The organism is Gemmatimonas sp., assembly GCF_044376735.1.
GTDB lineage: Bacteria > Gemmatimonadota > Gemmatimonadetes > Gemmatimonadales > Gemmatimonadaceae > Gemmatimonas.
This window is the reverse complement of the sequence record NZ_JBILKJ010000011.1, coordinates 35,636-60,551: the sequence shown is the minus strand read 5'-3', so window position 1 is coordinate 60,551 and position 24,916 is coordinate 35,636. Positions and strand designations below refer to the sequence as shown.

The 24,916-nt window shown below is 66.0% G+C and carries 24 protein-coding genes; 8 read left to right on the top strand and 16 right to left on the bottom strand.

From position 1 onward, the window contains the following. Positions 1 to 76: 76 nt before the first annotated feature. The 14 genes from nuoL to ACIRA7_RS03190 all read right to left on the bottom strand — a co-directional run bounded on the left by nuoL (position 77) and on the right by ACIRA7_RS03190 (position 13,387). Complete coding sequence (nuoL, locus tag ACIRA7_RS03255; protein WP_396219374.1) at positions 77 to 1,978, bottom strand: NADH-quinone oxidoreductase subunit L; 1,902 nt, start codon at positions 1,976 to 1,978, stop codon at positions 77 to 79. A gap of 5 nt (positions 1,979 to 1,983) precedes the next feature. Continuing rightward, a complete protein-coding gene (nuoK, locus tag ACIRA7_RS03250; protein ID WP_396219373.1) occupies positions 1,984 to 2,286 on the bottom strand; it encodes an NADH-quinone oxidoreductase subunit NuoK in 303 nt (100 codons plus the stop codon). Next, positions 2,279 to 2,725, bottom strand: a complete 447-nt coding sequence (locus ACIRA7_RS03245; RefSeq protein ID WP_396219371.1) for an NADH-quinone oxidoreductase subunit J — start codon at positions 2,723 to 2,725, stop codon at positions 2,279 to 2,281. The genes nuoK and ACIRA7_RS03245 overlap by 8 nt, the downstream gene beginning before the upstream one ends. 44 nt (positions 2,726 to 2,769) lie before the next feature. Beyond that, the gene (locus tag ACIRA7_RS03240; protein ID WP_396219370.1) at positions 2,770 to 3,402 is read right to left on the bottom strand and encodes a 4Fe-4S binding protein; all 633 of its coding nucleotides are present in this window, start codon (positions 3,400 to 3,402) and stop codon (positions 2,770 to 2,772) included. Continuing rightward, a complete protein-coding gene (locus ACIRA7_RS03235; RefSeq protein ID WP_396219369.1) occupies positions 3,399 to 4,553 on the bottom strand; it encodes an NADH-quinone oxidoreductase subunit H in 1,155 nt (384 codons plus the stop codon). The genes ACIRA7_RS03240 and ACIRA7_RS03235 overlap by 4 nt, the downstream gene beginning before the upstream one ends. Next, positions 4,550 to 6,037 (bottom strand): 2Fe-2S iron-sulfur cluster-binding protein, encoded by a 1,488-nt coding sequence (locus ACIRA7_RS03230; RefSeq protein WP_396219368.1) that lies wholly within the window; start codon positions 6,035 to 6,037, stop codon positions 4,550 to 4,552. The genes ACIRA7_RS03235 and ACIRA7_RS03230 overlap by 4 nt, the downstream gene beginning before the upstream one ends. Beyond that, on the bottom strand, positions 6,034 to 7,386 hold the full coding sequence (gene nuoF, locus ACIRA7_RS03225) for an NADH-quinone oxidoreductase subunit NuoF (protein ID WP_396219366.1): 1,353 nt from the start codon (positions 7,384 to 7,386) through the stop codon (positions 6,034 to 6,036). The genes ACIRA7_RS03230 and nuoF overlap by 4 nt, the downstream gene beginning before the upstream one ends. Continuing rightward, the gene (gene nuoE / locus ACIRA7_RS03220) at positions 7,383 to 7,871 is read right to left on the bottom strand and encodes an NADH-quinone oxidoreductase subunit NuoE (RefSeq protein ID WP_396219365.1); all 489 of its coding nucleotides are present in this window, start codon (positions 7,869 to 7,871) and stop codon (positions 7,383 to 7,385) included. Before nuoE ends, nuoF begins: the two co-directional genes overlap by 4 nt. Further along, positions 7,868 to 9,085, bottom strand: coding sequence for an NADH-quinone oxidoreductase subunit D (locus ACIRA7_RS03215; RefSeq protein WP_396219364.1), 1,218 nt, complete (start codon positions 9,083 to 9,085; stop codon positions 7,868 to 7,870). Before ACIRA7_RS03215 ends, nuoE begins: the two co-directional genes overlap by 4 nt. Beyond that, the gene (locus ACIRA7_RS03210) at positions 9,075 to 9,575 is read right to left on the bottom strand and encodes an NADH-quinone oxidoreductase subunit C (RefSeq protein ID WP_396219363.1); all 501 of its coding nucleotides are present in this window, start codon (positions 9,573 to 9,575) and stop codon (positions 9,075 to 9,077) included. The genes ACIRA7_RS03215 and ACIRA7_RS03210 overlap by 11 nt, the downstream gene beginning before the upstream one ends. A 2-nt stretch (positions 9,576 to 9,577) precedes the next feature. Beyond that, positions 9,578 to 10,129, bottom strand: coding sequence for an NADH-quinone oxidoreductase subunit B (locus tag ACIRA7_RS03205; RefSeq protein ID WP_396219362.1), 552 nt, complete (start codon positions 10,127 to 10,129; stop codon positions 9,578 to 9,580). Positions 10,130 to 10,131: 2 nt separating this feature from the next. Next, the gene (locus ACIRA7_RS03200; RefSeq protein ID WP_396219361.1) at positions 10,132 to 10,497 is read right to left on the bottom strand and encodes an NADH-quinone oxidoreductase subunit A; all 366 of its coding nucleotides are present in this window, start codon (positions 10,495 to 10,497) and stop codon (positions 10,132 to 10,134) included. 246 nt (positions 10,498 to 10,743) lie between these two features. Further along, positions 10,744 to 13,164 (bottom strand): heavy metal translocating P-type ATPase, encoded by a 2,421-nt coding sequence (locus ACIRA7_RS03195; protein ID WP_396219360.1) that lies wholly within the window; start codon positions 13,162 to 13,164, stop codon positions 10,744 to 10,746. A 13-nt stretch (positions 13,165 to 13,177) separates the two neighbouring features. Next, complete coding sequence (locus tag ACIRA7_RS03190; protein WP_396219359.1) at positions 13,178 to 13,387, bottom strand: heavy-metal-associated domain-containing protein; 210 nt, start codon at positions 13,385 to 13,387, stop codon at positions 13,178 to 13,180. A 306-nt stretch (positions 13,388 to 13,693) separates the two neighbouring features. On the opposite strand from ACIRA7_RS03190, the gene ACIRA7_RS03185 reads away from it, so the two are divergent. Beyond that, positions 13,694 to 14,869, top strand: coding sequence for an FG-GAP repeat domain-containing protein (locus ACIRA7_RS03185; protein WP_396219358.1), 1,176 nt, complete (start codon positions 13,694 to 13,696; stop codon positions 14,867 to 14,869). A 119-nt stretch (positions 14,870 to 14,988) separates the two neighbouring features. Here ACIRA7_RS03185 and ACIRA7_RS03180 read toward each other — a convergent pair whose 3' ends face one another. Beyond that, complete coding sequence (locus ACIRA7_RS03180) at positions 14,989 to 16,374, bottom strand: Na+/H+ antiporter NhaC family protein (protein WP_396219357.1); 1,386 nt, start codon at positions 16,372 to 16,374, stop codon at positions 14,989 to 14,991. A gap of 68 nt (positions 16,375 to 16,442) precedes the next feature. Between ACIRA7_RS03180 and ACIRA7_RS03175 the strand changes: the two genes are divergently transcribed. Together ACIRA7_RS03175 and ACIRA7_RS03170 are read left to right on the top strand one after the other, a co-directional pair. Next, positions 16,443 to 16,835 (top strand): TIGR04076 family protein, encoded by a 393-nt coding sequence (locus ACIRA7_RS03175; protein ID WP_396219356.1) that lies wholly within the window; start codon positions 16,443 to 16,445, stop codon positions 16,833 to 16,835. Next, positions 16,832 to 17,893 carry an aldo/keto reductase gene (locus ACIRA7_RS03170; protein WP_396219355.1) on the top strand — a complete coding sequence of 354 codons (1,062 nt, stop codon included), beginning with the start codon at positions 16,832 to 16,834 and terminating at the stop codon, positions 17,891 to 17,893. Before ACIRA7_RS03175 ends, ACIRA7_RS03170 begins: the two co-directional genes overlap by 4 nt. A gap of 276 nt (positions 17,894 to 18,169) precedes the next feature. Here the strand turns inward: ACIRA7_RS03170 and glgC are convergent, their stop codons facing one another. Further along, positions 18,170 to 19,435, bottom strand: coding sequence for a glucose-1-phosphate adenylyltransferase (glgC, locus tag ACIRA7_RS03165; protein WP_396219354.1), 1,266 nt, complete (start codon positions 19,433 to 19,435; stop codon positions 18,170 to 18,172). 111 nt (positions 19,436 to 19,546) lie between these two features. Here glgC and ACIRA7_RS03160 point away from each other — a divergent pair, with 111 nt between their 5' ends. From ACIRA7_RS03160 to ACIRA7_RS03140, 5 genes are read left to right on the top strand one after another with little or no spacing between them, the layout of a single operon-like run. Next, the gene (locus tag ACIRA7_RS03160) at positions 19,547 to 20,986 is read left to right on the top strand and encodes a glycogen synthase (RefSeq protein WP_396219353.1); all 1,440 of its coding nucleotides are present in this window, start codon (positions 19,547 to 19,549) and stop codon (positions 20,984 to 20,986) included. A gap of 48 nt (positions 20,987 to 21,034) precedes the next feature. Continuing rightward, the gene (locus ACIRA7_RS03155; protein WP_396219352.1) at positions 21,035 to 21,898 is read left to right on the top strand and encodes a DUF1028 domain-containing protein; all 864 of its coding nucleotides are present in this window, start codon (positions 21,035 to 21,037) and stop codon (positions 21,896 to 21,898) included. 8 nt (positions 21,899 to 21,906) lie between these two features. Continuing rightward, the gene (locus ACIRA7_RS03150) at positions 21,907 to 22,533 is read left to right on the top strand and encodes a YbhB/YbcL family Raf kinase inhibitor-like protein (protein ID WP_396219350.1); all 627 of its coding nucleotides are present in this window, start codon (positions 21,907 to 21,909) and stop codon (positions 22,531 to 22,533) included. Next, positions 22,530 to 23,534 (top strand): threonine/serine dehydratase, encoded by a 1,005-nt coding sequence (locus ACIRA7_RS03145; RefSeq protein ID WP_396219349.1) that lies wholly within the window; start codon positions 22,530 to 22,532, stop codon positions 23,532 to 23,534. Before ACIRA7_RS03150 ends, ACIRA7_RS03145 begins: the two co-directional genes overlap by 4 nt. Next, complete coding sequence (locus ACIRA7_RS03140) at positions 23,531 to 24,829, top strand: MFS transporter (RefSeq protein WP_396219348.1); 1,299 nt, start codon at positions 23,531 to 23,533, stop codon at positions 24,827 to 24,829. Before ACIRA7_RS03145 ends, ACIRA7_RS03140 begins: the two co-directional genes overlap by 4 nt. The last annotated feature ends 87 nt before the right edge of the window (positions 24,830 to 24,916 follow it).

Sequence of the window (24,916 nt, the reverse complement as noted above, 5' to 3'; positions counted from 1 at the left end):
CAACAGCAGCACCAGCCCCACGCCCACGATCGGCAGCCACAACACGAGATTCAGCAGCATCGGTCCCATCGTGAACTCAGACATGACGCCAGCTCCAGAGCAAAGCGCCCACGATGCCGACCGTGATCAGTAGCGCATACAGCTGCAGACTGCCGGTCTGCACTCGGCTCAATAAGCCGGCCGATCGCTGCGCCAGCGACGCCAACCCGTTCAGGGAGCCGTCCAGCAGCCTCTGATCGCTACCACGTAGGAGCACCACCTCGGAGAACCACGCCAGCGGCTTCACGATCACGCGCTCGTACAGCTCGTCCACGAAATACCTGCCCGACAGCAGCCGGTGGATCGGCAGCATCGCCTGCTTGATGCCTTCCGGGCGCGAAGCCGGACCGCCAAACATGAACACCGCGAGCCCGAGCCCGGCGAAGGCCAGCACGATCGAGACGTACAGCAGCGTGTGCTCGTAGTGCTCGAGGCTTTCGACGATCGGCGGCAGCGGCATCTGCGCTTCGAGGAAGTGCGGAATGGCGATGTACCCGCCGCCGGCCGACAGCAGCGCCAGCAACATCAGCACGCCGGTCATGGTGAGCGGGGACTCATGCACATGGTGCTCCACCTCATGGCTCATGCGCGAGGCGCCCATGAAGGTGAGCCACAGCAGGCGGAACATGTAGAACGCCGTCATCAGGGCGGTCAGCGCGGCCATGGCCCAGAGCCACGGCGCGCCGCCCTTCGCACTGGCGAAGGCGTACCAGAGGATCTCGTCCTTCGAGAAGAAGCCGGCGAGTCCCGGAATACCGGCGATGGCAGCCGTGGCGATGGCGAAGGTCCAGAAGGTGAGCGGAATCTTGTTGCGTAGACCGCCCATCTTGCGGATGTCCTGCTCGCCACCGAGCGCGTGAATCACGCTGCCGGCACCGAGGAACAGGCAGGCCTTGAAGAAGGCGTGCGTGACCACGTGGAAGATCGCCACGCCGTAGGCCCCGACACCGAGCGCCAGGAACATGAACCCCAGCTGCGACACGGTCGAGTAGGCGAGCACCTTCTTGATGTCGGTTTGCACCAGCGCGACGGTGGCGGCGAAGAAGGCCGTGAGCACGCCGACGACCGCGATGACCTGCGAGGCCTCGGGGGCCATCATGTAGATGCCCGACATGCGCGCCGTGAGATACACACCGGCCGTGACCATCGTGGCGGCGTGGATCAGCGCCGACACCGGCGTCGGGCCGGCCATGGCGTCGGGGAGCCACACGTACAGCGGGATCTGCGCCGACTTGCCGGTAGCCCCGACGAACAGTAGCAGGCCGACCAGGCTGGCCGGTACCAGCAGCGCCGCGCCGGTGCCGCTCACGAACGCCCCGTTGATGGTGTCCATGTCGAGCGTGCCGAAGGCGCGATACAGCAGGAACATGCCCAGCAGGAAGCCGGCGTCACCGATCCGGTTGGTGATGAACGCCTTCCGGCCAGCCTTCGCGTTCGTGAGATCGTCGAACCAGAAGCCGATGAGCAGGTACGACGCCAGTCCCACCCCCTCCCAGCCCACGAACAGCACGAGCATCGAGCGGCCGAGCACCAGCAGCAGCATGAAGAACAGGAAGAGATTCAGGTACGCGAAGAAGCGCCCGAAGCTCTTGTCGTCGTGCATGTAGCCGGTGGAATAGATGTGGATCACCGATCCGACACCCGTGACCACCAGCGTCATGATCGCGCTGAGGCGATCGAAGTAGAACGCGATCTCGAACGACGACGTGCCGATGAGCGCCCACCGGTAGAGCGGCTCGACGATCGGTGCGAAGCCGCCGGCCTGCAGGTCGAGGAAGGCCTTGATCGTGAGCGCGAAGGCCGCCAGCGGGAAGGCGGACCCGATCATGCCGGCGGCGCGCTCGTTGACGCGATGACGCCCGAGGGCAGTGGCGAAGAAGCCGTTGAGCAGAAAGCCGACGAGCGGCAGCAGGGCGATGAGCGCCAGCGTATGAGGCATGCGGCTCAACCCTTGAGATCCGAGAAGCGATCGATGTCCATCGAGCGCTTGAAGCGCACCAGCAGCAGGACGATCGGAATGGCCAGCGCGATTTCGGCGGTGGCGACGACGAACACCAGGAACACCAGCACCGCGCCCGCGGCATCGCCGCGCTGCTGCGAGAAGGTGACCAGGCTGAGGTTCACGCCGTTCAGCATGAGCTCCATGCACATCAGCATGACCAGCGCATTGCGGCGTACGATCACCCCCAGCAGGCCAAGCGCGAAGAGCGCGCCCGAGAGCATGAGCAACAGCGGCACTTTATCCATGCGCCCTCCGGCTCACCTTGATCACGGCCAGCGCGGCCACGATCGCCGCCACCAGAAAGACCGACGTGAGCTCGAACTCCAGCCAGTACTGCGACAGGAACGCGGTCGAGAATTGCGTGAGGCTGAACGGCGGGGCGCCGGGTACGCGGAGCACCTCGGCTGAACTGTGGTATACGCTGATGCCCAGCACCCCTACCAGCATCGCGAACGCAATCACGCCGGGCACGAGCCAGCGCGAGTAGCGCGTATTGCCGGGGGCTTCGCGCACCTCGAGCAGCATGATCACGTACACCATGAACACCATGACGGCGCCCACGTAGATCAGCACCTGGAAGGCGGCGATGAAGTGCACGCCGAGCAGGCCATAAATGCCACCCAGCATGATCATCGTGGTGATCAGCGCCAGCGCGACGCGCATGGGCTCGCGCATCACGAGCATGAGCACAGCCGATGCGAGCGCGATGGCGCCCAGCAGGCCCAGAATCAGTGTGTCGATGGCCCGCGCCCTCGCAGAATGCTGTCGCTGACCTTCAGCGCGACCGGCTTCGGTGGATACGGCTTGAGCACGTCCTGCTTCGGATTCCAGGTCAGCATCTCATCCATCGTGAGCCACATGTTGTAGCGATCCCCCGACACGAGGTCGGGGATGTCCTGCTCCATGCGAATGGCATCTTCGGGACAGGCTTCAACGCAGAGGCCGCAGAACACGCAACGCGAGTAGTCGATCTCGAAGCGGATCGGCGACTTCGGGTGGGCCGGATCGTTGATGTCGAAACCGGCCTCGATCTCGATCACCTTCGCCGGGCACACCGTTGCACACATGTTGCACGCGATGCACTGCGGCGACCCGTCGGGACGCTGCGTGAGGATATGCTTGCCCCGATTGGCCGGCGCATAATCCGCACGCTTCTCTTCGGGATAGTACGTGGTGATGGCGCCACGACGGCCGGTAATCCACTTGCCCATGTTGCGCAGGAAGATGCCGGTCGTGATCGCCAATCCGCGCAACACCTCGGGGAGGTACGCCCTTTCCCACCACGTCATGGTGGGCTCGTTCCAGTACTGCTTGCGCTCGTACTTCACGGTGCGTACCGGTGGTTTGATCGGCGTCGTCACTTCGCACCATCCATCAGCCACATGGCCGCCGCGGTGACCACCAGATTCGCCAGCGACAACGGCAGCAGCATCTTCCACGCGAACGAGAGCATCTGGTCATACCGGAAACGGGGCAGCGACCAGCGGATCTGGATCTGGACCACGCACATCAGGAACACCTTGGCCAGGAAGCCGAGCATCTGCAGCGGCACCACCAGTCCATGACTCAGTGCCACCGAATGGCCGCCGGGAAACAGGAAACCGGCGTCGCTCATGAACGGCAGGTTATAGCCACCCAGGAACAGCGTGGTGAAGAGCGCGCCCACGATGGCGATCTGAATGAACTCGGCGAACATGAAGAGACCCATCTTCATGGCGCTGTACTCGGTGTAGTAGCCGGCCACCAGCTCCGACTCCGCCTCAGGCAGGTCGAACGGGATGCGCTTGTTCTCAGCGATCGCCGCCGTGAGGAACAGGAACGCCGCGAAGGGCTGCATGAACAGGCCCCACCTGGGGAGCACGCCCAGCACCACGCCCGATTGCTGCCGCACGATGGCACCCAGATCGACCGTGCCGTACACGAGGATCAGCCCCATGATGGTGAGGGCCATGGCCAGCTCGTACGAAATCATCTGCGAGCCGGCCCGCAGTCCACCCAGCAGCGAGAACTTGTTCCCGGAGCTCCAGCCGGCCAGCATGGTGCCGATGATCGTGAGCCCGCCAAAGGCGAATACGATCAGGATGCCGGCATCGAGCTGCGCGATCTGCAGCGGATAGGTGCGGCCACCGAACCACCCGGCCAGCGACGGAAACAGCTGCGCGGGATCGAGCGTACCGCCGAACGGAATCACGGCGAACACCAGCAGAACCGGCGCGAACACGATGAACGGCGCCAGCAGGTAGCCCAACGCGTCGTGTGTCTTCGGCTTGAAGTTCTCCTTGAGGAGCATCTTCAGGCCGTCGGCCATGCCGTGAAACAGACCAAGCCACACCAGCTTGATGTTGGTGAACGGAATCTTGATGTAGGCGCGGTTGGCGCCGATCCGGTCCGACATCACCGCCGCCTGCTTGCGCTCCACCCACGTGAGCAGCCCGCCGAAGCTGAGCAGCACCACCATGGCGTACGTGATGAACACCAGCGACACGACCAGATCGGGCATGAATACGTTCATGCGCCCGCCCCGACGGAGAGCTGGCCAAACAGCGTTTCGGCGTGCACGATGCTGGGCTTCACGGGGAAGCACGCCTCGAACGGCGTGACCACGCCGGCGAAGTTGGTGTAGTGGCCGCTGCGCTCGGTCTGCACGCTGATCGGAATGAACACATCGGCCGTCGCGTTGGCGGCGTGTACGTACGAGTCGAGGCGGATCACCTTCGCCCCACTCGGCACCAGTGCGCTATCGAAGCCTTCGCCCCACACCAGCACCACGTCGGTGTCGGCCGGCAGGGCGTCGCTCACTCGCTCGGGGAGCGCCGGATACAGCGCCAGCGCCGCCTTGCGGTTGGGGTTCTTGTCGGGCTTGATGAGCAGATGGTCTTCGATCACTTCACCGAGCAGCGGCACGTGATCGGCTTTCACGAAGCCCGGCACCGTGGTACCGAAGGCGGCATGGAACGCCGCCAGCTCCTCGTTGGAGCCCCAGCTCGACACGATCGCCACCGGCTTGCGCGCCGCCGCGATCAGCTGCTTCGCCGCCGTGATCGCCACGCCCAACTCCACCGGGGCACCGCGCTGCATCGACTGCTCGGCGCGCGGCCGCTCGAAAACCTGCGCGAGGTCGCGGGCCTTGTTGCACACCCACAGGCCGTTCACCTCGGGATTCTCGTGCGGCGTGACACGATCGATAGTGGTGTTCAGCTGCGGGTCGAGTGCGTTGAGCTTCCACTCGTGCTTGCGGTGCCACACGTCGATGCTGCAGCCGCGTTCGCACCCGGGGCACACCGACTTCGTGGCTTGCAGGTACCACACGCGGGCATGCGTCATCAGCTCGGTGGAGAGCAGCGCACCCACCGGGCAGAGATCGATCACGTTGTCGGAGTAGACGTCGAGGTTGAAGTCGGCGTCTTCGGCGGGACGGATGAGCGCATGGTCCCCACGATTCACGGCACCGAGCGCCTTCGACCCCGACACTTCGTTCGTGAAGCGGACGCAGAGCGTGCACATGATGCACCGCTCGTTGTCCAGGATGATGCGGTCGGACAGCGGGAAGAACTTGGTGGCGTGCGTCTTCGGGTCGCGTGACTTCGACGCAGCGCCATTCAACTCGTAGTGATAATCCTGCAGCAGGCACTCACCCGACTTGTTGCAGATGCCACAGTCAACCGGATGGTTGAGCGTGATGAACTGCATCGTGTCCTGATTGAGCGTCTTGATCTTCTCCGACTTGGTCAGCACGCGCATGCCGGCGGTCACCGGCATATTGCAGGCGATATCGAACCACGGGTCGCCCGAATCCTGCTCGATCTCCACCATGCAGATACGACAGTTGCCGGGAACCGACAGCTGCGGATGCCAGCAGAAGTGCGGAATCTCCACGCCATTGGCGCGGGCGGCCTGGATCACCGTCTGACCGTCCTCCGCCTGCATCGCCACGCCATCGATCGCGAAGTCGAGCATCTTCTTGGCCGCCACGGGTGCCACCGTCACATCACTCACGTAGCGGCTCCGCCAATCGAGTTCGCGAACGGCGAATCCGCGAACGGGTCGTGAACGGTCAGGTTGCCGTCGTACATGGAGCGTCCGTTCGTAATATAGTACTCGAACTCGTCACGGTAATGATCGAGGATCGCGGAACAGGCATAGCCGGCCGAGTCACCCAGGCTGCAAATGGTGGTGCCGTCGTTGGCTTCGCCGATCTTGTACAACTGATCGATGTCATCCGGGCGTCCGCCGCCGGCCACGATGCGATTCAGGATGCGCTCCATCCATCCCATGCCCTGACGGCACGGCGTGCACTGGCCACACGACTCATGGTGGTAGAAGCGCTGAATCACCGCTGCCAGACGCACCATGCAGGTGCCTTCGGCGATGGCAATCATGCCGCCCGAGCCAACCTGCGAGCCGGCGGCAACCGCCGAGTTGTGGTCGAGGTTAACGCCTTCGATCTCACTCGCGCTGAGCAGCTTCGTGGACACGCCGCCGGGAATGATGCACTTGAGCGCCTTCCCGTTCTGCATGCCACCGCAGTCTTCGTAAATGAACTTCGTCCACGGGTACCCGTACTCGATCTCATACACGCCCGGCTTCGCGATGTGACCGGAGATCGAGATCATCTGCGTGCCCGGACTCTTGGGCGTGCCGACCTTCTTGAACTCGGCGGCGCCGAGGCGCAGAATCACCGGTACGTTGGCCAGCGTTTCTACGTTGTTCACCACCGTGGGCTTCTGATACAGCCCTTTCACCGTGAGGCGCGGCGGCCGGTTGCGCGGCCACCCCTTCTTACCCTCCAGCGAGGCCAGCATGGCCGACGCCTCGCCACACACGTACGAACCGGCGCCACGATACAGCACGACGTCGAGCGAATAGCCACTCCCGAGAATGTTCTCGCCGAGCAGCCCGGCCGCGTAGGCTTCTTCGATGGCCTCGGCCATCCGCCGATGCGCGAGGTCGAACTCGCCACGGATGTAGATGAACGCGTGACGTCCCTCCAGCGCGTAGGAGCCGATGATCAGCCCCTCGATCGCCATGTGGGGCACACACTCCATGAGCCAGCGGTCCTTGAAGGTCCCCGGCTCGCCTTCGTCGGCATTCATGCAGACGTAGTGTGGCTCGCCATCGCCCAGCTTGACCACGCCCCACTTGCGGCCGGCGGGGAACGCGGCGCCGCCGTGGCCGAGCAAGCCGGATGCGGCCACTTCCTTCGTCACATCGGTCGGCGCCATGCCAAGCGCCTTCTCCAGCGCCTGATAGCCGAAGCGCGTGCGATACTCGGCCAGCGTATGCGAGGTGTCGGTGACCGGGAAGTTCATGAAGAACTTCGTGCCCGTCAGTTCGGCGGTGCTCATGGTGTGCTCCCCTTCAACTCGGTGAGCAGCGCATCCACCGAGGCCGGCGTCAGATTCTCGAAGTACGCGTCACCCACCATCATCATCGGCGCGGTGCCGCATGAGGCGAGGCACTCCACCGTGGTCAGCGTGAACTGTCCATCGGCCGTCGTCTCACCCGGCTTGATGCCCAACCGCGCGCCCAGATGCCGCACCAGCCCTTCGGCGCCACGCAACGAGCAGCTCACATTGTGGCACACCTGAATGTGATGTTTCCCCAGCGGCACGCGCGTGAACTGCGTGTAGAACGCCACGACTTCATCGATCTGCGTGCGCGGCACGCCCAGGTACGCCGTGAGATCGGTGATGTCTTCGTCGGCGATGTAGCCGCGTTCTTCCTGAATGCGACGGAGCGCAGGAATGGAGAGCGACCCTTCGAAGCCGGCCGGGTAGCGGCGCTTCCACTGCTCGAACTCGGGGATCAGGCGTTGTACCAGGCCGGTCATCGGTCGCACTCCCCACCGATCATGTTCACGGAGCCGAACGTCGTCACGATGTCGGCCAGCTGATAACCATCGAGCATGCGATGCACCCCGCCCATGTGCACAAAGCTGGGCGACCGCACGTGCACCTTGTGCGGCGTCCCGCCGCCGGTGCTCACGAGGAAGAACCCGAGTTCGCCGTTGGGCGCCTCGTGCGCCACGTAGATCTCGCCGGCGGGCACCGACGGGCCCTCCATGACGAGCTTGAAGTGATTGATCAGCGATTCGATCTCGTTGTACACGAGCGTTTTCTCGGGAAACACACAGCGCCGATCGTCCACGTTGATCGGCCCCTCGGGCATCATGTCCATGAGCTGGCGGATCATGTACACCGACTCGTCCATCTCGCGCATGCGCACGTAATAGCGATCATAGTTGTCGCCGTTGATGCCCACCGGCACATCGAAATCGAGCTCGGCGTACGCCAGATACGGCGTGTCCTTGCGCAGGTCGCGGGGCGCGCCGGTGGAACGCAGGATCACGCCGGTGAAGCCCCAGTGCAGGGCGTCGGCGGTGCTGATCCGCCCCACGTTGCGCAGGCGGTCGATGAAGATGCGGTTGCGGTCCACGAGCCCGTGCACGCGCTCGACGTACGTCTCGTACTCGACCAGGATCTCGCGGAGGCGCGCGAACCAGCCGTCGGGTACATCGTTGGCGAGCCCGCCGATGCGGCCGTACGAGTAGGTCACGCGCGCGCCGGTGAGCGCCGCGAGATGCTCGTACATGTAGTCGCGCACGGTGACCAGGTACAGGAACGCCGTCAGCGCGCCGAGCTCCATGAGACTCGCCGCCACGCACGTGAGGTGGTCGGTAATGCGCATGTACTCGGAGAGCAGCGTGCGCAGGTACTTCGTGCGTGGCGTGATCTCGATGCCCATCATCTGTTCCACGGCGTCGCAGTACGCGAAGTCGTTGATGAGCGCTGAGCAGTAGTTCAGGCGGTCGACATACGGGATCAGGTTGTGCCAGGTGTGATCCTCGCACTCCTTCTCGAAGCCGCGGTGCAGATATCCGCAGTGCACATCGGTGCGCAGCACCTTCTCGCCATCCAGCTCGGCGATGATCTGGATCGTGCCGTGCGTGGCGGGGTGCGACGGGCCGATGCTGACGATGACCGTGTCGTCGCGCTCGTGCGTGGTGAAGGCCGAGCGAACCGGATTCGGGATGCTAGCGGACAAGGGTACCCTGCGGCGGACGGTAGGGGACCAGCGGCTGCTCCAGCTGCTTGGGGTAATCCTTGCGCAGCGGGTGTCCCGAAAAGCCTTCGTACAGCAGAATGGGGCGCAGATCGTCGTTGCCGCGGAACACGATGCCGTACATGTCGTGGCACTCGCGTTCCATGTAGCCGGCCGATCCGAACAGCGACGTCAACGTGTCCACGGTGGGATCGTCGGCACCGACCCGCGTTTTCAGGCGCACGCGCACCTTGTGCGTGGTCGAGTAGAAATGGTGCACGACTTCGAAGCGCAGCGGGGCGTCGGGCCAGTCGATGGCGGTGACGTCGAGAAACAGGTCGAAGGCGAACGCCGACTTGAGGCGGGTGACCACCGGTAGCAGCGCCGACGGGTCGAGCTGCAGCACCAGTACGCCATGCTGCACGCCGAGCGACTCGACACCGGCATCCGGCGCCAGCTCCTGCGCCATGAGATCGAGGATCGGAGCGTCCACGATCAGAACGACTCGTTCACGATGTGGTGCTTGCCCTTGGCGATCTTCTCCTGCAGCTGCATGATGCCGTCGATCACCATCTCGGGGCGGGGCGGACAGCCCGGCACGTACACGTCCACCGGAATGATGCGGTCGATGCCCGGCAGCGACGCGTAATTCTGGTAGAAGCCGCCCGAGGTCGCGCAGACGCCGAAGGCCATCACCCACTTCGGCTCGCACATCTGCTCGTACACCTTGAGCAGGATCGGCGCCTGCTTCTGCGTGACGGTGCCCACGACCATGAGGAGGTCGGCCTGACGCGGGGAGAAGCGGGGCAGAGCGGCGCCAAAGCGGTCGGTGTCGTAGGCCGAGGCGCTGACGGCCATGAACTCCATGGCGCAGCAGGCGGTCACGAACGGGTAGGGGAAGAGCGAAAACTTGCGCGCCCAGCCGACCAGTTCGTCCTTGCGCGTCGTGAGATACTCGAACGACGCGTGCTTGGTGTGCGTGGCCGCCGTCGAGGACGCGGCCGGGGCGCCAAGGGCGTCCACGATGGGAAGGGCTTTGCCGTACATGATTACTCCGTCACCGCTTCCAGAATGCGCGCCTTGTAGACGTACAACAGGCTGATGACCAGCAGGAAGATGAACAGGGTCAGCGTGAACATCAGGAACCCCGAGAGCGGCCGGGCACCAAGGGCCCAGATGAACAGAAACATCGTCTCGAGGTCGAACAGAATGAAGATGATGGCCACCGCGTAGTACTTGATCGGTACGGCCTTCACGTTCACGACATCCACCACCGTCGCCCCGCATTCGAAGGGCTCGAACTTGGTACTGGTCATCGCCGGCTTGGGCCCCAGCCACGCGTTCAACGTGAGCACGAGTCCCAGAAACCCGATGATCGCCAGCAGATACAGCAGGAAGGTGACGTAAGGACTCATCGTGCGAGCGAGGGGGGCGAGCAGTCGCGGCGTGGCACGCGGGGGACGCGGCAGGCCAATGCGAAGCGGAAGCTAGCGGCGGAGCCCGCTCCGCGCCTAGTTGTCCACCCGACGTCGCCTCGGGCAGGCCGGCGACCCGTGGTCGGAGCGCTGGCAGGGGGCTCCGGCGCGGGCTGGACGTCTCGCCGCCGGGCCGGTTCCCGCGTGTCGTTCCCGCGTGTCGTTCCCGCGTGTCGTTCCCGCGTGCTAGGCGGGACGCGTCCCCGCGAAGCGCCGCAGCCGCAAACTGTTCGACACGACGCTCACCGAACTGCAGGCCATGGCCGCACTGGCCAAAATGGGACTCAACAGCAGCCCGAAGGCCGGGTACAGGATGCCGGCCGCGACCGGGATGCCGACCACGTTGTACACGAACGCCCAAAAGAGATTCTGCTTGATCGTGCGCATCGTCCGCCGTGACAGGGCGATCGCCTGGGCCGCGGTGCGCAGATCGCCCCGCATGAGCACGATGTCCCCCGCCTCGATGGCGATGTCGGTGCCGGTACCGATGGCCATCCCGACGTCGGCCTTGGCCAGCGCCGGGGCATCGTTGATGCCGTCGCCGATCATCGCCACGACCCGCCCAAGCGCTTGCAGGCGCGCGACTTCCGCGACCTTGCCCGCCGGCAGCACGCCGGCCACGACCCGATCGATGCCGGCCAAGCGCGCCACCGCGGTTGCCGTGCGCTGCTGGTCGCCGGTCAGCATCACGATCTCGAGCCCCATGGCGCGCAGCTGCGTGATGGCGTCGCGCGAACTGGGCTTGATGGGGTCGGCCACCGCAATCAGGCCGGCGAGCGCGCCGTCGACCGCTACGAACATCGGCGTCTTGCCGTCGTTGGCGAGGCGGTCCACCTGCTCCTGCAAGGGGGCGACGGGCACCGCGTACTCGGCCAGCAGCTCGGCGTTGCCGATGGCGACGGCGAAGGCGCGACCGCCCGCGCTGACCACGCCAATAGCGCCGCGCCCGGTGATCGACGTAAAGGTGTCCGGCTCCACCACGGCCAGCCCGCGGGCCGCGGCATGCCGCAGGATGGCGTCGGCCAGCGGGTGCTCACTGCGCGACTCGAGCGACGCCGCCAACTGCAGCAGCTCCGCCTCGCGGTCGGCGAACGCGCCGCCGGGGGCCGGTACGAGGTCGGTGACCGCCGGCTTCCCCTCGGTCACGGTGCCGGTTTTGTCGAGCACGACGGTGGTGACATCCCCGGTGCGCTGCAGCGCCTCGCCGCCTTTAATGAGGATGCCGAGTTCGGCGCCCTTGCCGGTGGCCACCATCACGGCGGTGGGCACGGCGAGCCCCATGGCGCAGGGGCAGGCGATGATCAGCACGGCCACCGCGGCGGCAAAGGCGCGGACCGTCGGCGCCTGCTCGGCCGCGATGAACCACACCACGAACGTGACGACGGCCAGCGACATCACGATCGGCACGAAGATGCCCGAGATGCGGTCGGCGAGCCGCTGGATCGGCGCCCGCGAGCCCTGCGCGTCGCGCATCAGCTGCACGATCTGCGCGAGCACGCTGTCCCCGCCCAAGGTGGTGGCGCGATAGCGGAAGGCTCCGGTGGCGTTCATCGTGCCGCCGATCACGCGGTCGCCGACGGCCTTGGCCACCGGCATCGACTCGCCGGTGAGCATGCTTTCGTCCACCGCGCTGCTGCCGGCGAGAATGGCGCCGTCCACCGGAATGCGCTCGCCCGGACGCACGATCACCGTCTCGCCGGCCATGACCGTCTCCACGGGCACGTCGAGTTCCACCTGATCGCGCAGCACGCGCGCCATCTTGGGCTGCAGGTGCACAAGCGCCCGCAGCGCCGCCGACGTGCGCTGCTTGGCACGCGCCTCGAACAGGTTGCCGGTGAGAATCAGCGCGATGATGAGGATGACGGCTTCGTAGTACACATCGGGGGCCACGCCGCGGCGCACGAAGAAGTCAGGTGCCACGGTGGCCAGCACCGAGTACAGAAACGCGGCGCCGGTACCGACCGCCACCAGTGTATTCATGTCGGCGGCGTGGTGCTTGAAGGCCGACCACGCGTGCGTGTAGAAATGCCGGCCGGCCCACGTCATCACGCCGATGGTGAGCACGAGCAGGAGCCAGGTCGTGATACGCGGATCGACGGCGTACATCCACGGGGCCACCCGCCGCAACGCGGGATCGAGCACCGTCATGGACCAGCGCATGAACGGATCGCCCACGCCGGAGGCACCGCCATGCGTGTGCGTGGTGGCGGCCAGCTGGCTCATGAGCGGCATGGAGATGATCATCGCGAACAGCCCGACGATGCCGCTCACGATGGCCTTGCGGCGCAACGCGACGTACTCCTCGGCCGCGCTGTCATCGCGCGCATCCTGCTCCTGGAGCGCCGACTGATCGGGCACCGCCATCGACGCGCCGTAGCCCACATCGCGGATCGCGTGGAGCAGCGCGTCGGGCGATGTGGTGGCCGGGTCGAAGGTGACGGTCGCGTCGTTGAGAATCAGGTTCACGGTGGCGTCGCTGACCCCCGGCTGCTTCTGCAGCGTGCGCTGCACGCGAGACTGGCAGGCGGCGCAGGTCATCCCCGTGACCGGGATGCGGATGGTGCGCGGCCCCGTGGCCGGCGGCGCGGTCACGGCGCGGCGGCTCATGGCGGCTCCGGTGTTAGGCGGCCGACACGACGCGATAGCCTTCCTCTTCCACCGCCTTCGCGATGTCGGCGGGCGTGGTGGCGGTCGGGTCGTATCCCACCGACGCCGTGCCGATGACCACCTGATCGACGGTGACGCCGGGCACGCCCTTGAGGGCGCGCGTAACGCCGGCCACGCAATGGCCGCAGGTCATGCCGGTGATCTGCATCGTGAGCTTGTCCATCGGGTCGCTCCATGAAATAGGGGAGGGCAGGCGCCCTTGACATAAAAGAATATATACCCCCCACCCCTATGTCAACGGAGCTCGGGGCGCACGGATCAGTCCGCCAAGATCAGCTGGCCCCCGTGGCCTCCGTGTTCTCCTTCTCTCTGCGTGATCGGTTCAGCAACGCTCGCGGCCGACCACGGGGTGCCTGATCACGCCGAGAGGCAGAGGGCGCAGAGGGCGCAGAGCGATATGGGAGTGGCGTTCAACCGCCGCGTCCACCGCCGTGCTGGCGAGCGATCGCATCGGACAGCAGGTTGAGGGATGTCTTCCTTACGCACCACTACCGCCCTCGTGGCGATGTCGATGTCCCTCGCCGTCCCCAGCGCGCAGGCGCAGCCCACGCTGCCGACGTTCGATCGCGTGCTCCTGCTCGAGACGACCTCCGAAACGTCGGCCAATGCCAGCATCGGTGACGTGAACGGCGACGGGAAGCCGGACATCATGCTCGCCAAGGGGCGGCACTGGCCGTTGGTGGACCGGGTCCTGATCGGTGACGGCAAGGGCGGCTTCGCGCCGGCCCGTGACCTCGGCACCGCCTCCGACCGCTCGTACGCGGCGCGCCTGGTGGATCTCGATCGGGACGGCGATCTCGACGTGGTGCTCAGCAACGACCGCCCCGACCCGAAGCTCGTGTATCTCAACGACGGGACGGGGCACTTCACGGTGGGCTCGACCTTCGGCAAGGCCGAGTGGCCCACGCGGAATGCGAGTGTGGCCGACATGAACGGCGACGGCCTGCCCGACATCATCGTGGCCAACCGGTACGGCAAGAATCCCGGCGGCAACTACGTCTGCCTGAATCGCGGGGCGGGGCGGTTTGACGACCAGTGCCAGCGCTTCTCGCAGGAGTCGGCCACCACCATCACCCCCGCCGACGTGAACCGCGACGGGCTGATCGACCTCATCGTGCCACATCGCGATGGTGGGCAGAGCATGGTGTATCTGCAGCAGGCGCGCACTAGCGCCGGACTCGCGTTTACCGGTGTCCCGTTCGGTCCGGCCGACGCCGCCATTCGGGCCTCGGAGGCGGGCGACTTCAACGGCGACGGGTTGGTCGATCTGGTCGCGATCGATGAAGCCAACGGCCTCTCACTTTATGCCGGCACCCGCGACGGCGGCTTTGCGCCGGGGACGTCGTTCGGGCGGGAGCAATCGGCGCCATACGCGCTGGCCGTTGGCGATCTCAATGCCGATGGCCTTCCGGATGTCGTGGTTGGGTACGTGGAGGCGGCGTCGGTGGCGTACATCCGCACGGGGGCCACCGTCTCCCGGGTGCGGTTCGGCGACGGCAAGGGCACGGTGTATGGTTTTGCCATTGGCGACGTGGACATGGACGGCCAGATGGACATCGCCGCGGGGCGGTCGGAAGCGCCGAACGTGCTGTACTTCGGCCGCAAGGGCACGGTGAAGCCGCCTCCGGCGCCCCGTTCGCGCTGAGGGCGCGCCCGGTTCAGCGCGCGCGTCCGCTGTTCGTCGGTGACGCACTCCAACGCGTTTTTGCCGCATTATGCGGTCCAAAAGTGTGATAATGGCGCATAAGTGTGTCGATGATGCTGCTATATACGGGTGCGTCGTGTGCTCCCGTATCCGGTGAAGACCGTGAAGAGCACGACCGCCACCAGTGCCCACGCGTACGAGTTGTACAGCCCCACGGTGCCGGCGGCCAGCGGCGGCATGCCGAAGGCCTCGCCGCTGCGACTGGCGCTGGCCGTCAGAATCGTGGGGAGAAAATACGGCAACAGAAACGGCCACGTGCACACGGTGAGGTCGAGCAAATTGGCGCGTCGATAGCCATCGATGCCGAAGCGTTCACCGGTCTGTCGCGTGAACTCCCCCACCGCCAGAATGGCCACGACACTGTGCGTGGTGAGCAACACCGCGGCCGACACCACGCCCACCATCCACCCCTCGGCCGCGCGCGCCGAATGGGCCCGACGCTGCGATGCCTGCACCAGTCGGTCGAGCACGTCGGTGGCTTGCAACGTGCCCACCAGCGCCACCAGCAGCAGCGTGAACACACTCACGCCGATCGCGCGCTGCATGCCGTCGACCAGCACGCCCGTGGCCCCGAAGGTGCCGGGCGCGATGTGCAGCAGGTCGTACGGCGTGACGAGCTGCAGCGCGAGGGCGATGCCCACCGCCGTGGCGACGCCGGTCAGCAACGCGGTAATGAGATGCGTGCGGCGCAGCAGCATCGCGATCACGAGGGCGGGGGAGAGCAACAGCACCAGTCCGTTTGGCGACGCCGGTGCCACGTCGGAGGTCGTGGCGGCGATGACCTCCGTGACCGGTCCGCCACCACCCAGCAGCGCCGACGCCACCAGGGCCGCGAGCCCGGCGGGGACGGCGTACTTCAAGCGGCTGCGCACCGTGCCGCCGATGTCCACGCGCTGTGTGCCGCTCGAGGCGATGGTGGTATCCGACACCGGCGACATCGAGTCGCCGAACGTCGAGCCGGCGAGGACTGCGCCCATCAGCGCCGCCGGCATGGCACCGGCCGCCCCGCCGGCGGGATACAGAATCGGGCCACACAACAGGATCGTGCCGAAGCTGGTGCCGGTGGCGGTGGACACGATCGCGGTGGTGAGAAAGGTCGCGGCCACGTACGCGCCGCCGCCCAGCCCCACGGTGCGCGAAGCCCACGCGAGGCCCGTGACCAATCCACCCGCGCTCAGCACGGCGCCCATCACGCCGGCGAACAGCCAGGCGCACAACATGACCATCACCACGCGTTCGCTCATGCCATCCAGCATCGCCTCGGCGTAGCGCTCGCGGTCCTTGGCCAGCAGCAGGCCCAGCATGAGCGCGCCCAGCAAGATCGGCCAGAACCCCTTTTCATCGGGCGCGCCGTTCAGCGCGAGCCACGCCACGCCGCCAAGGAATGCGGCAAAGGGGGCGAGCGCCCCGGCGAGTCCGCCGTAGAAGGTGAGCGGCGTCGGCATCGGGGCAGGGGAGGGCGATGGGCTGGGCATATGGCAGGAGAAGGTCGTGTGGCGCTATCGTTCGCGCCATGTCTGAGACCAATCGGGAACCCGCACGGGATACCTCATCGACCGCGCGCGACGACGCCTTTACGCTGTTCGATCTCCGGGTGGAGGTGATCGCCACTGAACGCCCGATGGTGTGCAACCATCAGGCGGGCGACTTCTTCACGCTGCGCGGGGAGAACCTCGCGTTCCCGGCCGGTCAGACCTTTCCGCTCTATCCGCTGGCGGCGCTCCTGCCACTGTTGCCGGCCAAGCAGCGACCCACGCATCCGAATGACTGGATGACGACCGACGCCGAAATCGCCTGTCCCGACCCGTACTGCGGGGGACGGTTCCGCATCACGCGCACGGGTACCACCACGTTTCGCCATGCCGACGTGACCCTGGTGCCGCTGCCGCCCGAGGCCAACTCGTGAGCGCCGTGCAGCATCCGCCGATCCCCACCCGCGTGCTCGCGCCGGGTTACGTGGTGCCCCGCCTCATCAAGGGCGGCTGGCAACTGGCTGGTGGTCACGGCAGCGTGGATCGCGCGCGTGCGATCGCCGACATGGTGGCGTTCGCCGAGGCGGGCATTACGGCGTTCGACTGTGCGGACATTTATACCGGCGTGGAGGCGCTCATCGGGGAGTTTCTGCGCGGCTGGCACGAACGGTATGGCGCTGCCGCGCCCACGATTCGCGTGCACACCAAGTGCGTGCCCGATCGTGACGCGTTGCCCACCCTCACGCGTGCCGATATCGAGCGACTGATCGATCGCTCCCTCACGCGGCTGGGGGTGGACGCGCTCGATCTGGTGCAGTTCCACTGGTGGAACTTCGACGTCCCCGGATGGCTCGACGCGGCCGGTCATCTCGCAGAGCTCAAGCGCATCGGCAAGATCCGTCAGCTTGGTGTCACCAACTTCGACACCGTGCGCCTACGCCAGTTGCTCGATGCGGGCATTCCGGTGGTGTCGCATCAGGTGCAGTGCTCGCTGCTCGATCGCCGCGCGTTGGGCGACATGGCCACGCTCTGTGCCGAACGTGGCGTGGGCTTGCTCACGTACGGCGCGCTGGCCGGTGGCTTCTTTCACGAGCGCTGGCTGGACGCGGCGGAGCCGCAGTCGCCGTTCGAGAACCGCTCGTTGGTGAAGTACAAGCTGATCATCGACGAGTTCGGGGGCTGGGCGGCGTTTCAGCCGTTGCTGCAGAGCATGCGCGGTATCGCCGATGCGCACGCGAGTACGATCGGCGCGGTGGCGCTCCGCGCGGTGCTCGACGAACCGGCCGTGACGTCGGTGATCTTCGGCGCGCGACACGCCGATCACCTGCCGGCCACGCTGGCCTCGCTCTCGCTGGACTTTTCGGCGAGCGAGCGGGCCGCGCTGCAGGCGCTGGTGGCGGCCGCGCCGGGGCCACGTGGTGACGTGTACGATCTCGAGCGGGACATGACGGGCGTGCATGCCAGCATCATGCGGTACAATCTGAACGCGTAGGGGGAGCGGGGGAACAGCTCAGAGTTCAGCTACAGAGTTCAGCTACAGAGTTCAGCTACAGAGTTCAGGCGTCTGGTTCGTATAGTGGTCAGAATTCAGCAGCAACAGTGCGCAGTGTCGAGCGTGTGATGACCACGGGGTGCTCCGCAGCGCCATCGTGGTCGACGCACACGGGAGCCATCATATTCTCAACACCGAGCACTGTCGGTGCTGAATTCTGACCACTATACCCAGTCTGATATCAGCGACTGCCTACTGACTACTCAGTGTTCGCCGTTACTCCGGCAGCTTGTCGATCATCGGCTGGGTGATGAGCACGCGGCCCTTGTCGGTTCTCCGAAACCGACGCGCATCCTTCTCGGGATCCTCGCCGACCACCAAGCCGGCGGGGATGACCACGCCGCGATCGATGACGACGTTGCGCAGCCGTGCGCCGCGGCCGATCTGAACGTCGGGTTGCACCACCGCGCCGTCGAGATGCGCGAAGGAGTGCACCTTCACGCCGGTGAACAGCAGCGACTTCTCCACGTGCGAGCCCGACACGATGCAGCCGCCGGCCACGAGCGAATTGATGGCGGCGCCGCGACGGTGCGTGTCGTTATGGACGAACTTCGCGGGGGCGGTGATCTCGCTGTATGACCAGATCGGCCAATCCTGGTCGAACAGGTCGAGCGATGGCACGACGCTGGTGAGGTCGATGTTCGCCTCCCAATACGCGTCGATCGTGCCCACGTCGCGCCAGTAGGCTTCGACTTCGCGATCGGCCTTGACGCAGGATGTGCTGAAGCGGTGCGCGACCGCCTTGCCGTTGGCGACGACGTACGGAATGATGTCCTTGCCGAAGTCGCGCGACGAGCTCGGGTCGGCGGCGTCGCGGCGCAGCTGTTCGAACAGAAATGTCGTCTTGAACACGTAGATGCCCATGCTGGCCAGTGACGTGTCCGGGCTGCCGGGAATGGCGGGGGGATCGGCCGGCTTTTCGAGGAAGTGCACGATCCGATCATCGGTATCGACGTGCATCACGCCGAATCCGGAGGCGTCCTTCCGCGGCACCTCGAGCACGCCGACGGTGACGTCCGCATTCTGATCGACGTGCTGCTCGAGCATGAGCTCGTAATCCATCTTGTAGATGTGGTCACCGGCGAGAATCACCATGTACTCCGGGTGATAGGCCTCGATGATGTCCATGTTCTGATACACCGCGTCGGCCGTGCCGTCGTACCACTGCGTTTCACTCACACGCTGACTGGCCGGCAGGATGTCGAAGCTTTCGTTGCGCTCGGGGCGCAGGAAGTTCCAGCCGCGCTGCAAGTGGCGGATCAGACTGTGCGCCTTGTATTGCGTGGCGACGCCGATGCGGCGAATGCCGGAGTTGAGGGCATTGGAGAGCGCAAAGTCGATGATGCGCGTCTTTCCGCCGAAGTAGACGGCCGGTTTCGCGCGCCGATCGGTGAGTTCGTACAGCCGTGAGCCGCGGCCTCCGGCGAGCACGTATGCCATGGCGTTTCTGGCGAGAAAGCCGGAGCGGGAGGGAGCGGTCATGTCGGGAGGCACTCGAAATCGGGACAAGGAGTCCATCTCTCCTCATTCTGTCCCTGTGATGGATCTCGCGGAAGGGTGTCCGCAGGGGATTCGGAGCTGCATTTTTCGGAGATGAACGTTCTCTTCGCGGCGGCTGAAGTCGCCCCCCTGATCAAGTCGGGTGGACTGGCCGATGTGGCCGGTGCCCTTCCGGCGGCGCTGCGGCGCGCAGGGCACGACGTGCGCGTCGTCATGCCGTACTTCCGCGAACTCCGCGAGCGCGGCCTCCCGGTGGAGGGTCCCATCGCCGCCTCGTTTCTGACCGTCGGCGAACGACAGGAAGAGCTGCGGATCTGGCGCCTCGCCGGCAGCGGCACGCCCATCTATTTGCTCGATATTCCCGCCGCCTTCGAGCGCGTGGCCATCTACGGGGAAGCGGACGACGATCGCCGCTTCATCCTCTTCGCGCGCGGCGTGCTGGCCCTCATGCAACATCTGCGCGAAGTGGAACGGTGGCAGCCTGATCTGGTGCACAGTCACGACTGGCATGCCGCGCTGATCGCGAACTACCTGAAGACGTACTGCGCCTACACCTTCGGGCACGTCGCCACGGTGTTCACGATCCACAACCTGGCGTATCAAGGGCAGCGCAGCACGAAAACGCTGGCCCTGGCCGGGCTCACGGAAGGTGGCTTGCCAGAGGATGGCATGGGCCCCGGCATCGCCGGCACCTTCAACTTCATGGCGCGCGGGATCCTGTTCAACGACGTGGTCACGACGGTCAGCCCCACGTACGCGCAGGAGATCATGACGGCCGAGTACGGTGAGCGGCTGGACGGGTTGCTGCGCGCCAAACGCGATCGGGTGGCGGGCATCCTGAACGGGATCGACCGCGAGGCCTTCGATCCGGCCACCGACGCACACATCGCCGCCCTGTTCGACGCCGACGATCCCTCGGGCAAGGCGGCCTGCAAGGCGGCGTTGCAGGCGGAGTTCGATCTGCCGGTGGCGCCCGATCGCCCGCTGCTTGGCATCGTGTCCCGGTTGGTGGAACAGAAGGGGCTCGACCTGCTCGATCGGGCCATACCGTGGTTGCTGCAGCGCACCGATGCGCAGCTGGTGGTGCTCGGGTCGGGCAACGCGCATCTGCAGTTCCTGATGCAGCAGCATGCGCGCGCGCACCCGCACCGGATCGCGGCCCGCATCGGGTTCGACGCGGCGCTGGCGCAGCGCATCTACGCGGGCAGCGATGCCTTTCTCATGCCGTCACGATTCGAGCCGTGCGGCCTGGGCCAGATGATCGCGCTCCGCTACGGCAGTGTGCCGATCGTGCGCGCCACCGGTGGCCTCAACGACACGGTGCGCGAAGGGTACGACGGCAACGGCTTCCGCTTCCACCCGTTCGACGTGCGTCACTTCACCGACGCCATCGGCCGCGCGCTGCAGGTGTATCGTGACCACGAAAGCTGGGCGCTGCTGCGGGCGCGCGGCATGCGCGAGGACAATTCGTGGGACCACGCGGCGCAGCAGTACGGCGACGTGTACGACTGGGCGCTCCGGCTGGTGCGATAAGCCCACGCTCCCTTGCGAGTCCGGTGGTGTGGGGCGCACGTTTGCGACATGCTGATATCTCATCTGCGGCGTGCCGTCGGCCACGCGGCCGCCCTCGTCCTCCTGTCCGTCACCCTGCCACGGGCCGCGCACGCCACCTGGTCGGTGATCGCCGTCGACGCGGCCACCGGGCGTGTCGTCATCGCCTCGGCCACCTGCGTCAACAACAATGACGCCTTTCTGATGGGCATCCAGGCCGTCGTCGTGCCCGGCAAGGGGGTGGCGGCCTGTCAGGCTGGCGTGGACGGCACCCACGCCAATCAGATGCTCGTGTACCGCGAGCTCCAGAAAGGCACCGACCCGGCGCGCATCATCGAGATGCTGTCGGAAGACCCTTCCTTTCAGTCGAGGCAGTTCGGCATTCTCGACCTCACGGGACGCAGCGCCGGCCATTCGGGGCTCACCAACGGGTACGTGAGCCAGGATATTCAGGGCCGCGTCCCGGGTACGCAGATTTACTACTCGATTCAGGGCAATATCCTGCGCCCGGGCGAAGTGATTCCCAACGCGGTAAAGGCGTTTCTGCACACCAACGGCGCGCTCACCGATCGCGTGATGGCCGCCCTCGAAACCGCAGACCAATACGGCGGAGATAGTCGCTGTGTCTGCCCGCCTCTCCCCGCCGACGGTTCAGCCCCGGCCAGTCCCTGCGAAGGACGCACCTCGTACATCGCCTACATCCTGATGGCGAATGCGAACGACACCAGCGGCGACTCGCACAACAACGGTACGTACGCGATGTATCTCACGGTCACGCAGCCGGAGCAGGGCGGACCGAATGCGATCAAGGCCGGCGAGAATCTCAATCCGGTGAAGACCCTTCGCGCGCGGTACGACGTGTGGCGGAAGCGTCAGCCGAAGTCGTTCTCGTGAGCGCCACGATGACGAAGGTTCAGACCCGCGTGGTCCTCGTGGTCGCGTTGCTGTGCACCGCCACCACGGCGTTCGCGCAGGCGCGGCCCGCCGCCCCGGCCGCCCCGCAGCCCGCCCGCGCCCCTGCCCGCGCCGCGATGCGCGTGATGACGCTGACCTCGACGGCGTTCACCGACGGCGGCATGATCCCGGCACGCCACGCGCAAACGGGACGCGATGTGTCACCCGCGTTGAGCTGGAGCGGCGCCCCGGATTCCACTCGCAGCTTCGTGCTGCTGGTCCACGATGCCGACGCGGCTATCGGCGACGGCACCGACGACCTGCTGCACTGGATGGTGTGGAATATCCCGGGCAATGCCACGTCGCTGCCCGAGGGCGTGCCCCAGGGCGCGCAGGCGGTCAACGGCATGCGCCAGATCAGCGGCACCGGGCCGTACTATCGTGGCCCGGCCGCACCGGCCACCGGACCGGCGCATCACTACGTATTCGAGTTGTATGCCCTCGACGCGATGGTGAACGTGGCGCCCACCGGGATGTCGCCGCCGCTCACGCGACGTGAGGTGATGGCCGCCATGGCCTCGCATATCCGCGGCAAGGGTGTACTGGTGGGGCTGTACAAACGGCCCGCGCCGTGAGCGATCCGCACGGGGGAGTCGATGTTCCCACGATCGACGCCATCCGCGCCAACCGGGAACGACTCGGCGATCGCGTCATCACCACGTCGGTGCGTGTGCTGGTGGACGATGCCCTCGCACGCGCCGTGGGCGATACCACACGCGTGTGGCTGAAAGAAGAACTGTTTCAGCGCACCGGCAGCTTCAAGCCGCGCGGCGCACTCTCGGTGATGCTGGATCTCGATGCCGACGCGCTCGCCCGCGGCGTCGTGGGCGTATCCGCCGGGAATCACGCCATCTCGCTCGGCTACTCGGCGCGCGTGCTCGGTACCACCGCCACGGTGGTGATGCCCAAAACGGCGAACGCCTTCCGCGTGCAGGTGTGTCGTGAACTGGGCGCCACGGTCGAACTCGTGGAGAACGTGCACGCGGCGTTCGCGCGGGTGAAGGAAATCGAAGCCGGCGAAGGACGCACGTTCGTGCATCCGTACGAGGGCCCGAAGACGGCACTCGGCACCGCCGGTGTGGGCATGGAGTTCATCGATCAGGTGCGCGCCGCGGGTGATGAACTCGACGCCGTGATCGTGGCCGCCGGTGGTGGTGGTCTGACCGGCGGTGTGGCTTGCGCCGTAAAGCAGATGAGCCCGGGCACGGCGGTGTATGTGGTGGAACCGGAAGGCGCCGATACCATGGCGCGCAGCTTCGCGGCGGGATCACCGCAATCGATCGACGCGGTTCGTACCATTGCCGATTCACTTGGTGCGCCGCGCTGTGAGCCGTACTCGTTCGCGCTCAACCGACGGTTCGTGGACGACGTGGTGTTGGTGAGCGACGACCAGATCCGCGAGGCCATGCGTCTCACCTTCCGCGCGGCGAAGCTCGTGGTGGAGCCGGCCGGTGCGGCCTCACTGGCGGCGCTGATGTATCCACTACGCCAACGGCTCGAGGGCCAGCGCGTGGGGATCGTGGTGTGTGGCGCGAATATCGACGCGGCCACGTTTGCGGCGCAGTTGCTCGCGTGAGCACCGCGTCGCTTGCTCCGTCCGATTCCGGCCTCATGGGCTGGTGGCGCGTCGCGCCCCCGCAGTCTCGCCGTGCGCTGATCGCCGCCTCCATGGGATGGGCGCTCGACGCGTTCGACGTCATGCTCTTTTCGCTCACGCTTTCGGCGGTGATCGCCGAGTTGGGGCTCACGAAGGGCCAGGCCGGCGCACTGGGATCGATCACGCTGCTGGGCGGCGCGGCGGGCGGCCTGTTCTTCGGATGGGTAGCCGACCGCTACGGCCGCACGCGATCGATGATTGCGAGTGTGCTGTTGTACTCCGTGTTCACCGCCGCCTGCGGCCTCTCGAGTACGTTCTGGCAGTTCGCGTTCTTCCGCGCGCTGCTCGGTCTCGGTATGGGCGGCGAGTGGGCCAGTGGCGCCGCGTTGGTGTCGGAGAGTTGGCCTGCAAAATCTCGTGGCCGTGCGCTGGCGTTCATGCAAAGCGCATGGGCGATCGGGTTTGCCGCCGCTGCCACAGTGGTGGGGTTCGTGCTCCCCGCCTACGGATGGCGCGCCGTGTTCTTCATCGGCATCCTGCCGGCGTTCTTCACGCTCTGGGTGCGCCGCAACGTGGAAGAACCCGATGCCTGGAAGTCGCTGAACGCTGCGCGTCTCGACGCCGAGCGGTCGGGTGCCGCCGCACGGCCGAATGCACCGCGCGCCCAATCGGTGTTCGACATTTTTCGTGGCGCGATGTTCAAGCGCACGGCGGCGGTCACGTTCATGAACGCCTGCACGCTGTTCGGTTGGTGGGGCATGAACGGCTGGATCCCGGCGTACCTCTCGCTGCCCGTCACGCAGGGTGGCATCGGACTCAGCACCGCCACGATGTCCAAGCTGGTGGTGTTCATGCAGCTCGGCATGTGGCTGGGCTACGTGTCGTTCGGCTACATCACCGACGTGATGAGTCGCAAAAAGGTGTACGTGGCGTACCTGCTTGGCGCGAGCCTGCTGCTGCCGCTGTATGGCTCGTTGTCAAACCCGCTGTTGCTGCTTTTGCTCGGACCCTTCGTGGCGTTCTTCGGTACCGGCTTCTTCAGCGGCTTCGGCGCGGTCACAGCCGAGATGTACCCCACCTCCATTCGCGCCTCGGCGCAGGGATTCACGTACAACATCGGACGCATCGCGAGTGCAGCGGCGCCGTTCACGGTGGGCACGCTGGCTACGTCACGCGGCTTTCAGACCGCGTTCGCGGTGGCGGGATCGGCGTACCTGCTGGCCGCGCTCACGTGGTCGGTGATCCCGAATACGCAGGGGAAGGAGCTGGAGTGAACGCGGGGCGGTTCGGGTCAGCGGTGATTCGGCTGAATGCGCTGATTCAGTGGTCAGTGATCTGAACTCAGAACTCTGCTTGGTATA

Excerpts from the sequence above, each read along its gene's own strand:
- nuoL (WP_396219374.1), bottom strand. The coding sequence starts at position 1,978 with ATGCCTCATACGCTGGCGCTCATCGCCCTGCTGCCGCTCGTCGGCTTT.
- nuoK (WP_396219373.1), bottom strand. The coding sequence starts at position 2,286 with ATGGATAAAGTGCCGCTGTTGCTCATGCTCTCGGGCGCGCTCTTCGCG.
- ACIRA7_RS03245 (WP_396219371.1), bottom strand. The coding sequence starts at position 2,725 with ATGCTCGTGATGCGCGAGCCCATGCGCGTCGCGCTGGCGCTGATCACC.
- ACIRA7_RS03235 (WP_396219369.1), bottom strand. The coding sequence starts at position 4,553 with ATGAACGTATTCATGCCCGATCTGGTCGTGTCGCTGGTGTTCATCACG.
- nuoF (WP_396219366.1), bottom strand. The coding sequence starts at position 7,386 with ATGAGCACCGCCGAACTGACGGGCACGAAGTTCTTCATGAACTTCCCG.
- nuoE (WP_396219365.1), bottom strand. The coding sequence starts at position 7,871 with ATGACCGGCCTGGTACAACGCCTGATCCCCGAGTTCGAGCAGTGGAAG.
- ACIRA7_RS03205 (WP_396219362.1), bottom strand. The coding sequence starts at position 10,129 with ATGTACGGCAAAGCCCTTCCCATCGTGGACGCCCTTGGCGCCCCGGCC.
- ACIRA7_RS03200 (WP_396219361.1), bottom strand. The coding sequence starts at position 10,497 with ATGAGTCCTTACGTCACCTTCCTGCTGTATCTGCTGGCGATCATCGGG.
- ACIRA7_RS03195 (WP_396219360.1), bottom strand. The coding sequence starts at position 13,164 with ATGAGCCGCCGCGCCGTGACCGCGCCGCCGGCCACGGGGCCGCGCACC.
- ACIRA7_RS03190 (WP_396219359.1), bottom strand. The coding sequence starts at position 13,387 with ATGGACAAGCTCACGATGCAGATCACCGGCATGACCTGCGGCCATTGC.
- ACIRA7_RS03185 (WP_396219358.1), top strand. The coding sequence starts at position 13,694 with ATGTCTTCCTTACGCACCACTACCGCCCTCGTGGCGATGTCGATGTCC.
- ACIRA7_RS03180 (WP_396219357.1), bottom strand. The coding sequence starts at position 16,374 with ATGCCGACGCCGCTCACCTTCTACGGCGGACTCGCCGGGGCGCTCGCC.
- ACIRA7_RS03175 (WP_396219356.1), top strand. The coding sequence starts at position 16,443 with ATGTCTGAGACCAATCGGGAACCCGCACGGGATACCTCATCGACCGCG.
- glgC (WP_396219354.1), bottom strand. The coding sequence starts at position 19,435 with ATGACCGCTCCCTCCCGCTCCGGCTTTCTCGCCAGAAACGCCATGGCA.
- ACIRA7_RS03160 (WP_396219353.1), top strand. The coding sequence starts at position 19,547 with ATGAACGTTCTCTTCGCGGCGGCTGAAGTCGCCCCCCTGATCAAGTCG.
- ACIRA7_RS03155 (WP_396219352.1), top strand. The coding sequence starts at position 21,035 with ATGCTGATATCTCATCTGCGGCGTGCCGTCGGCCACGCGGCCGCCCTC.
- ACIRA7_RS03150 (WP_396219350.1), top strand. The coding sequence starts at position 21,907 with ATGACGAAGGTTCAGACCCGCGTGGTCCTCGTGGTCGCGTTGCTGTGC.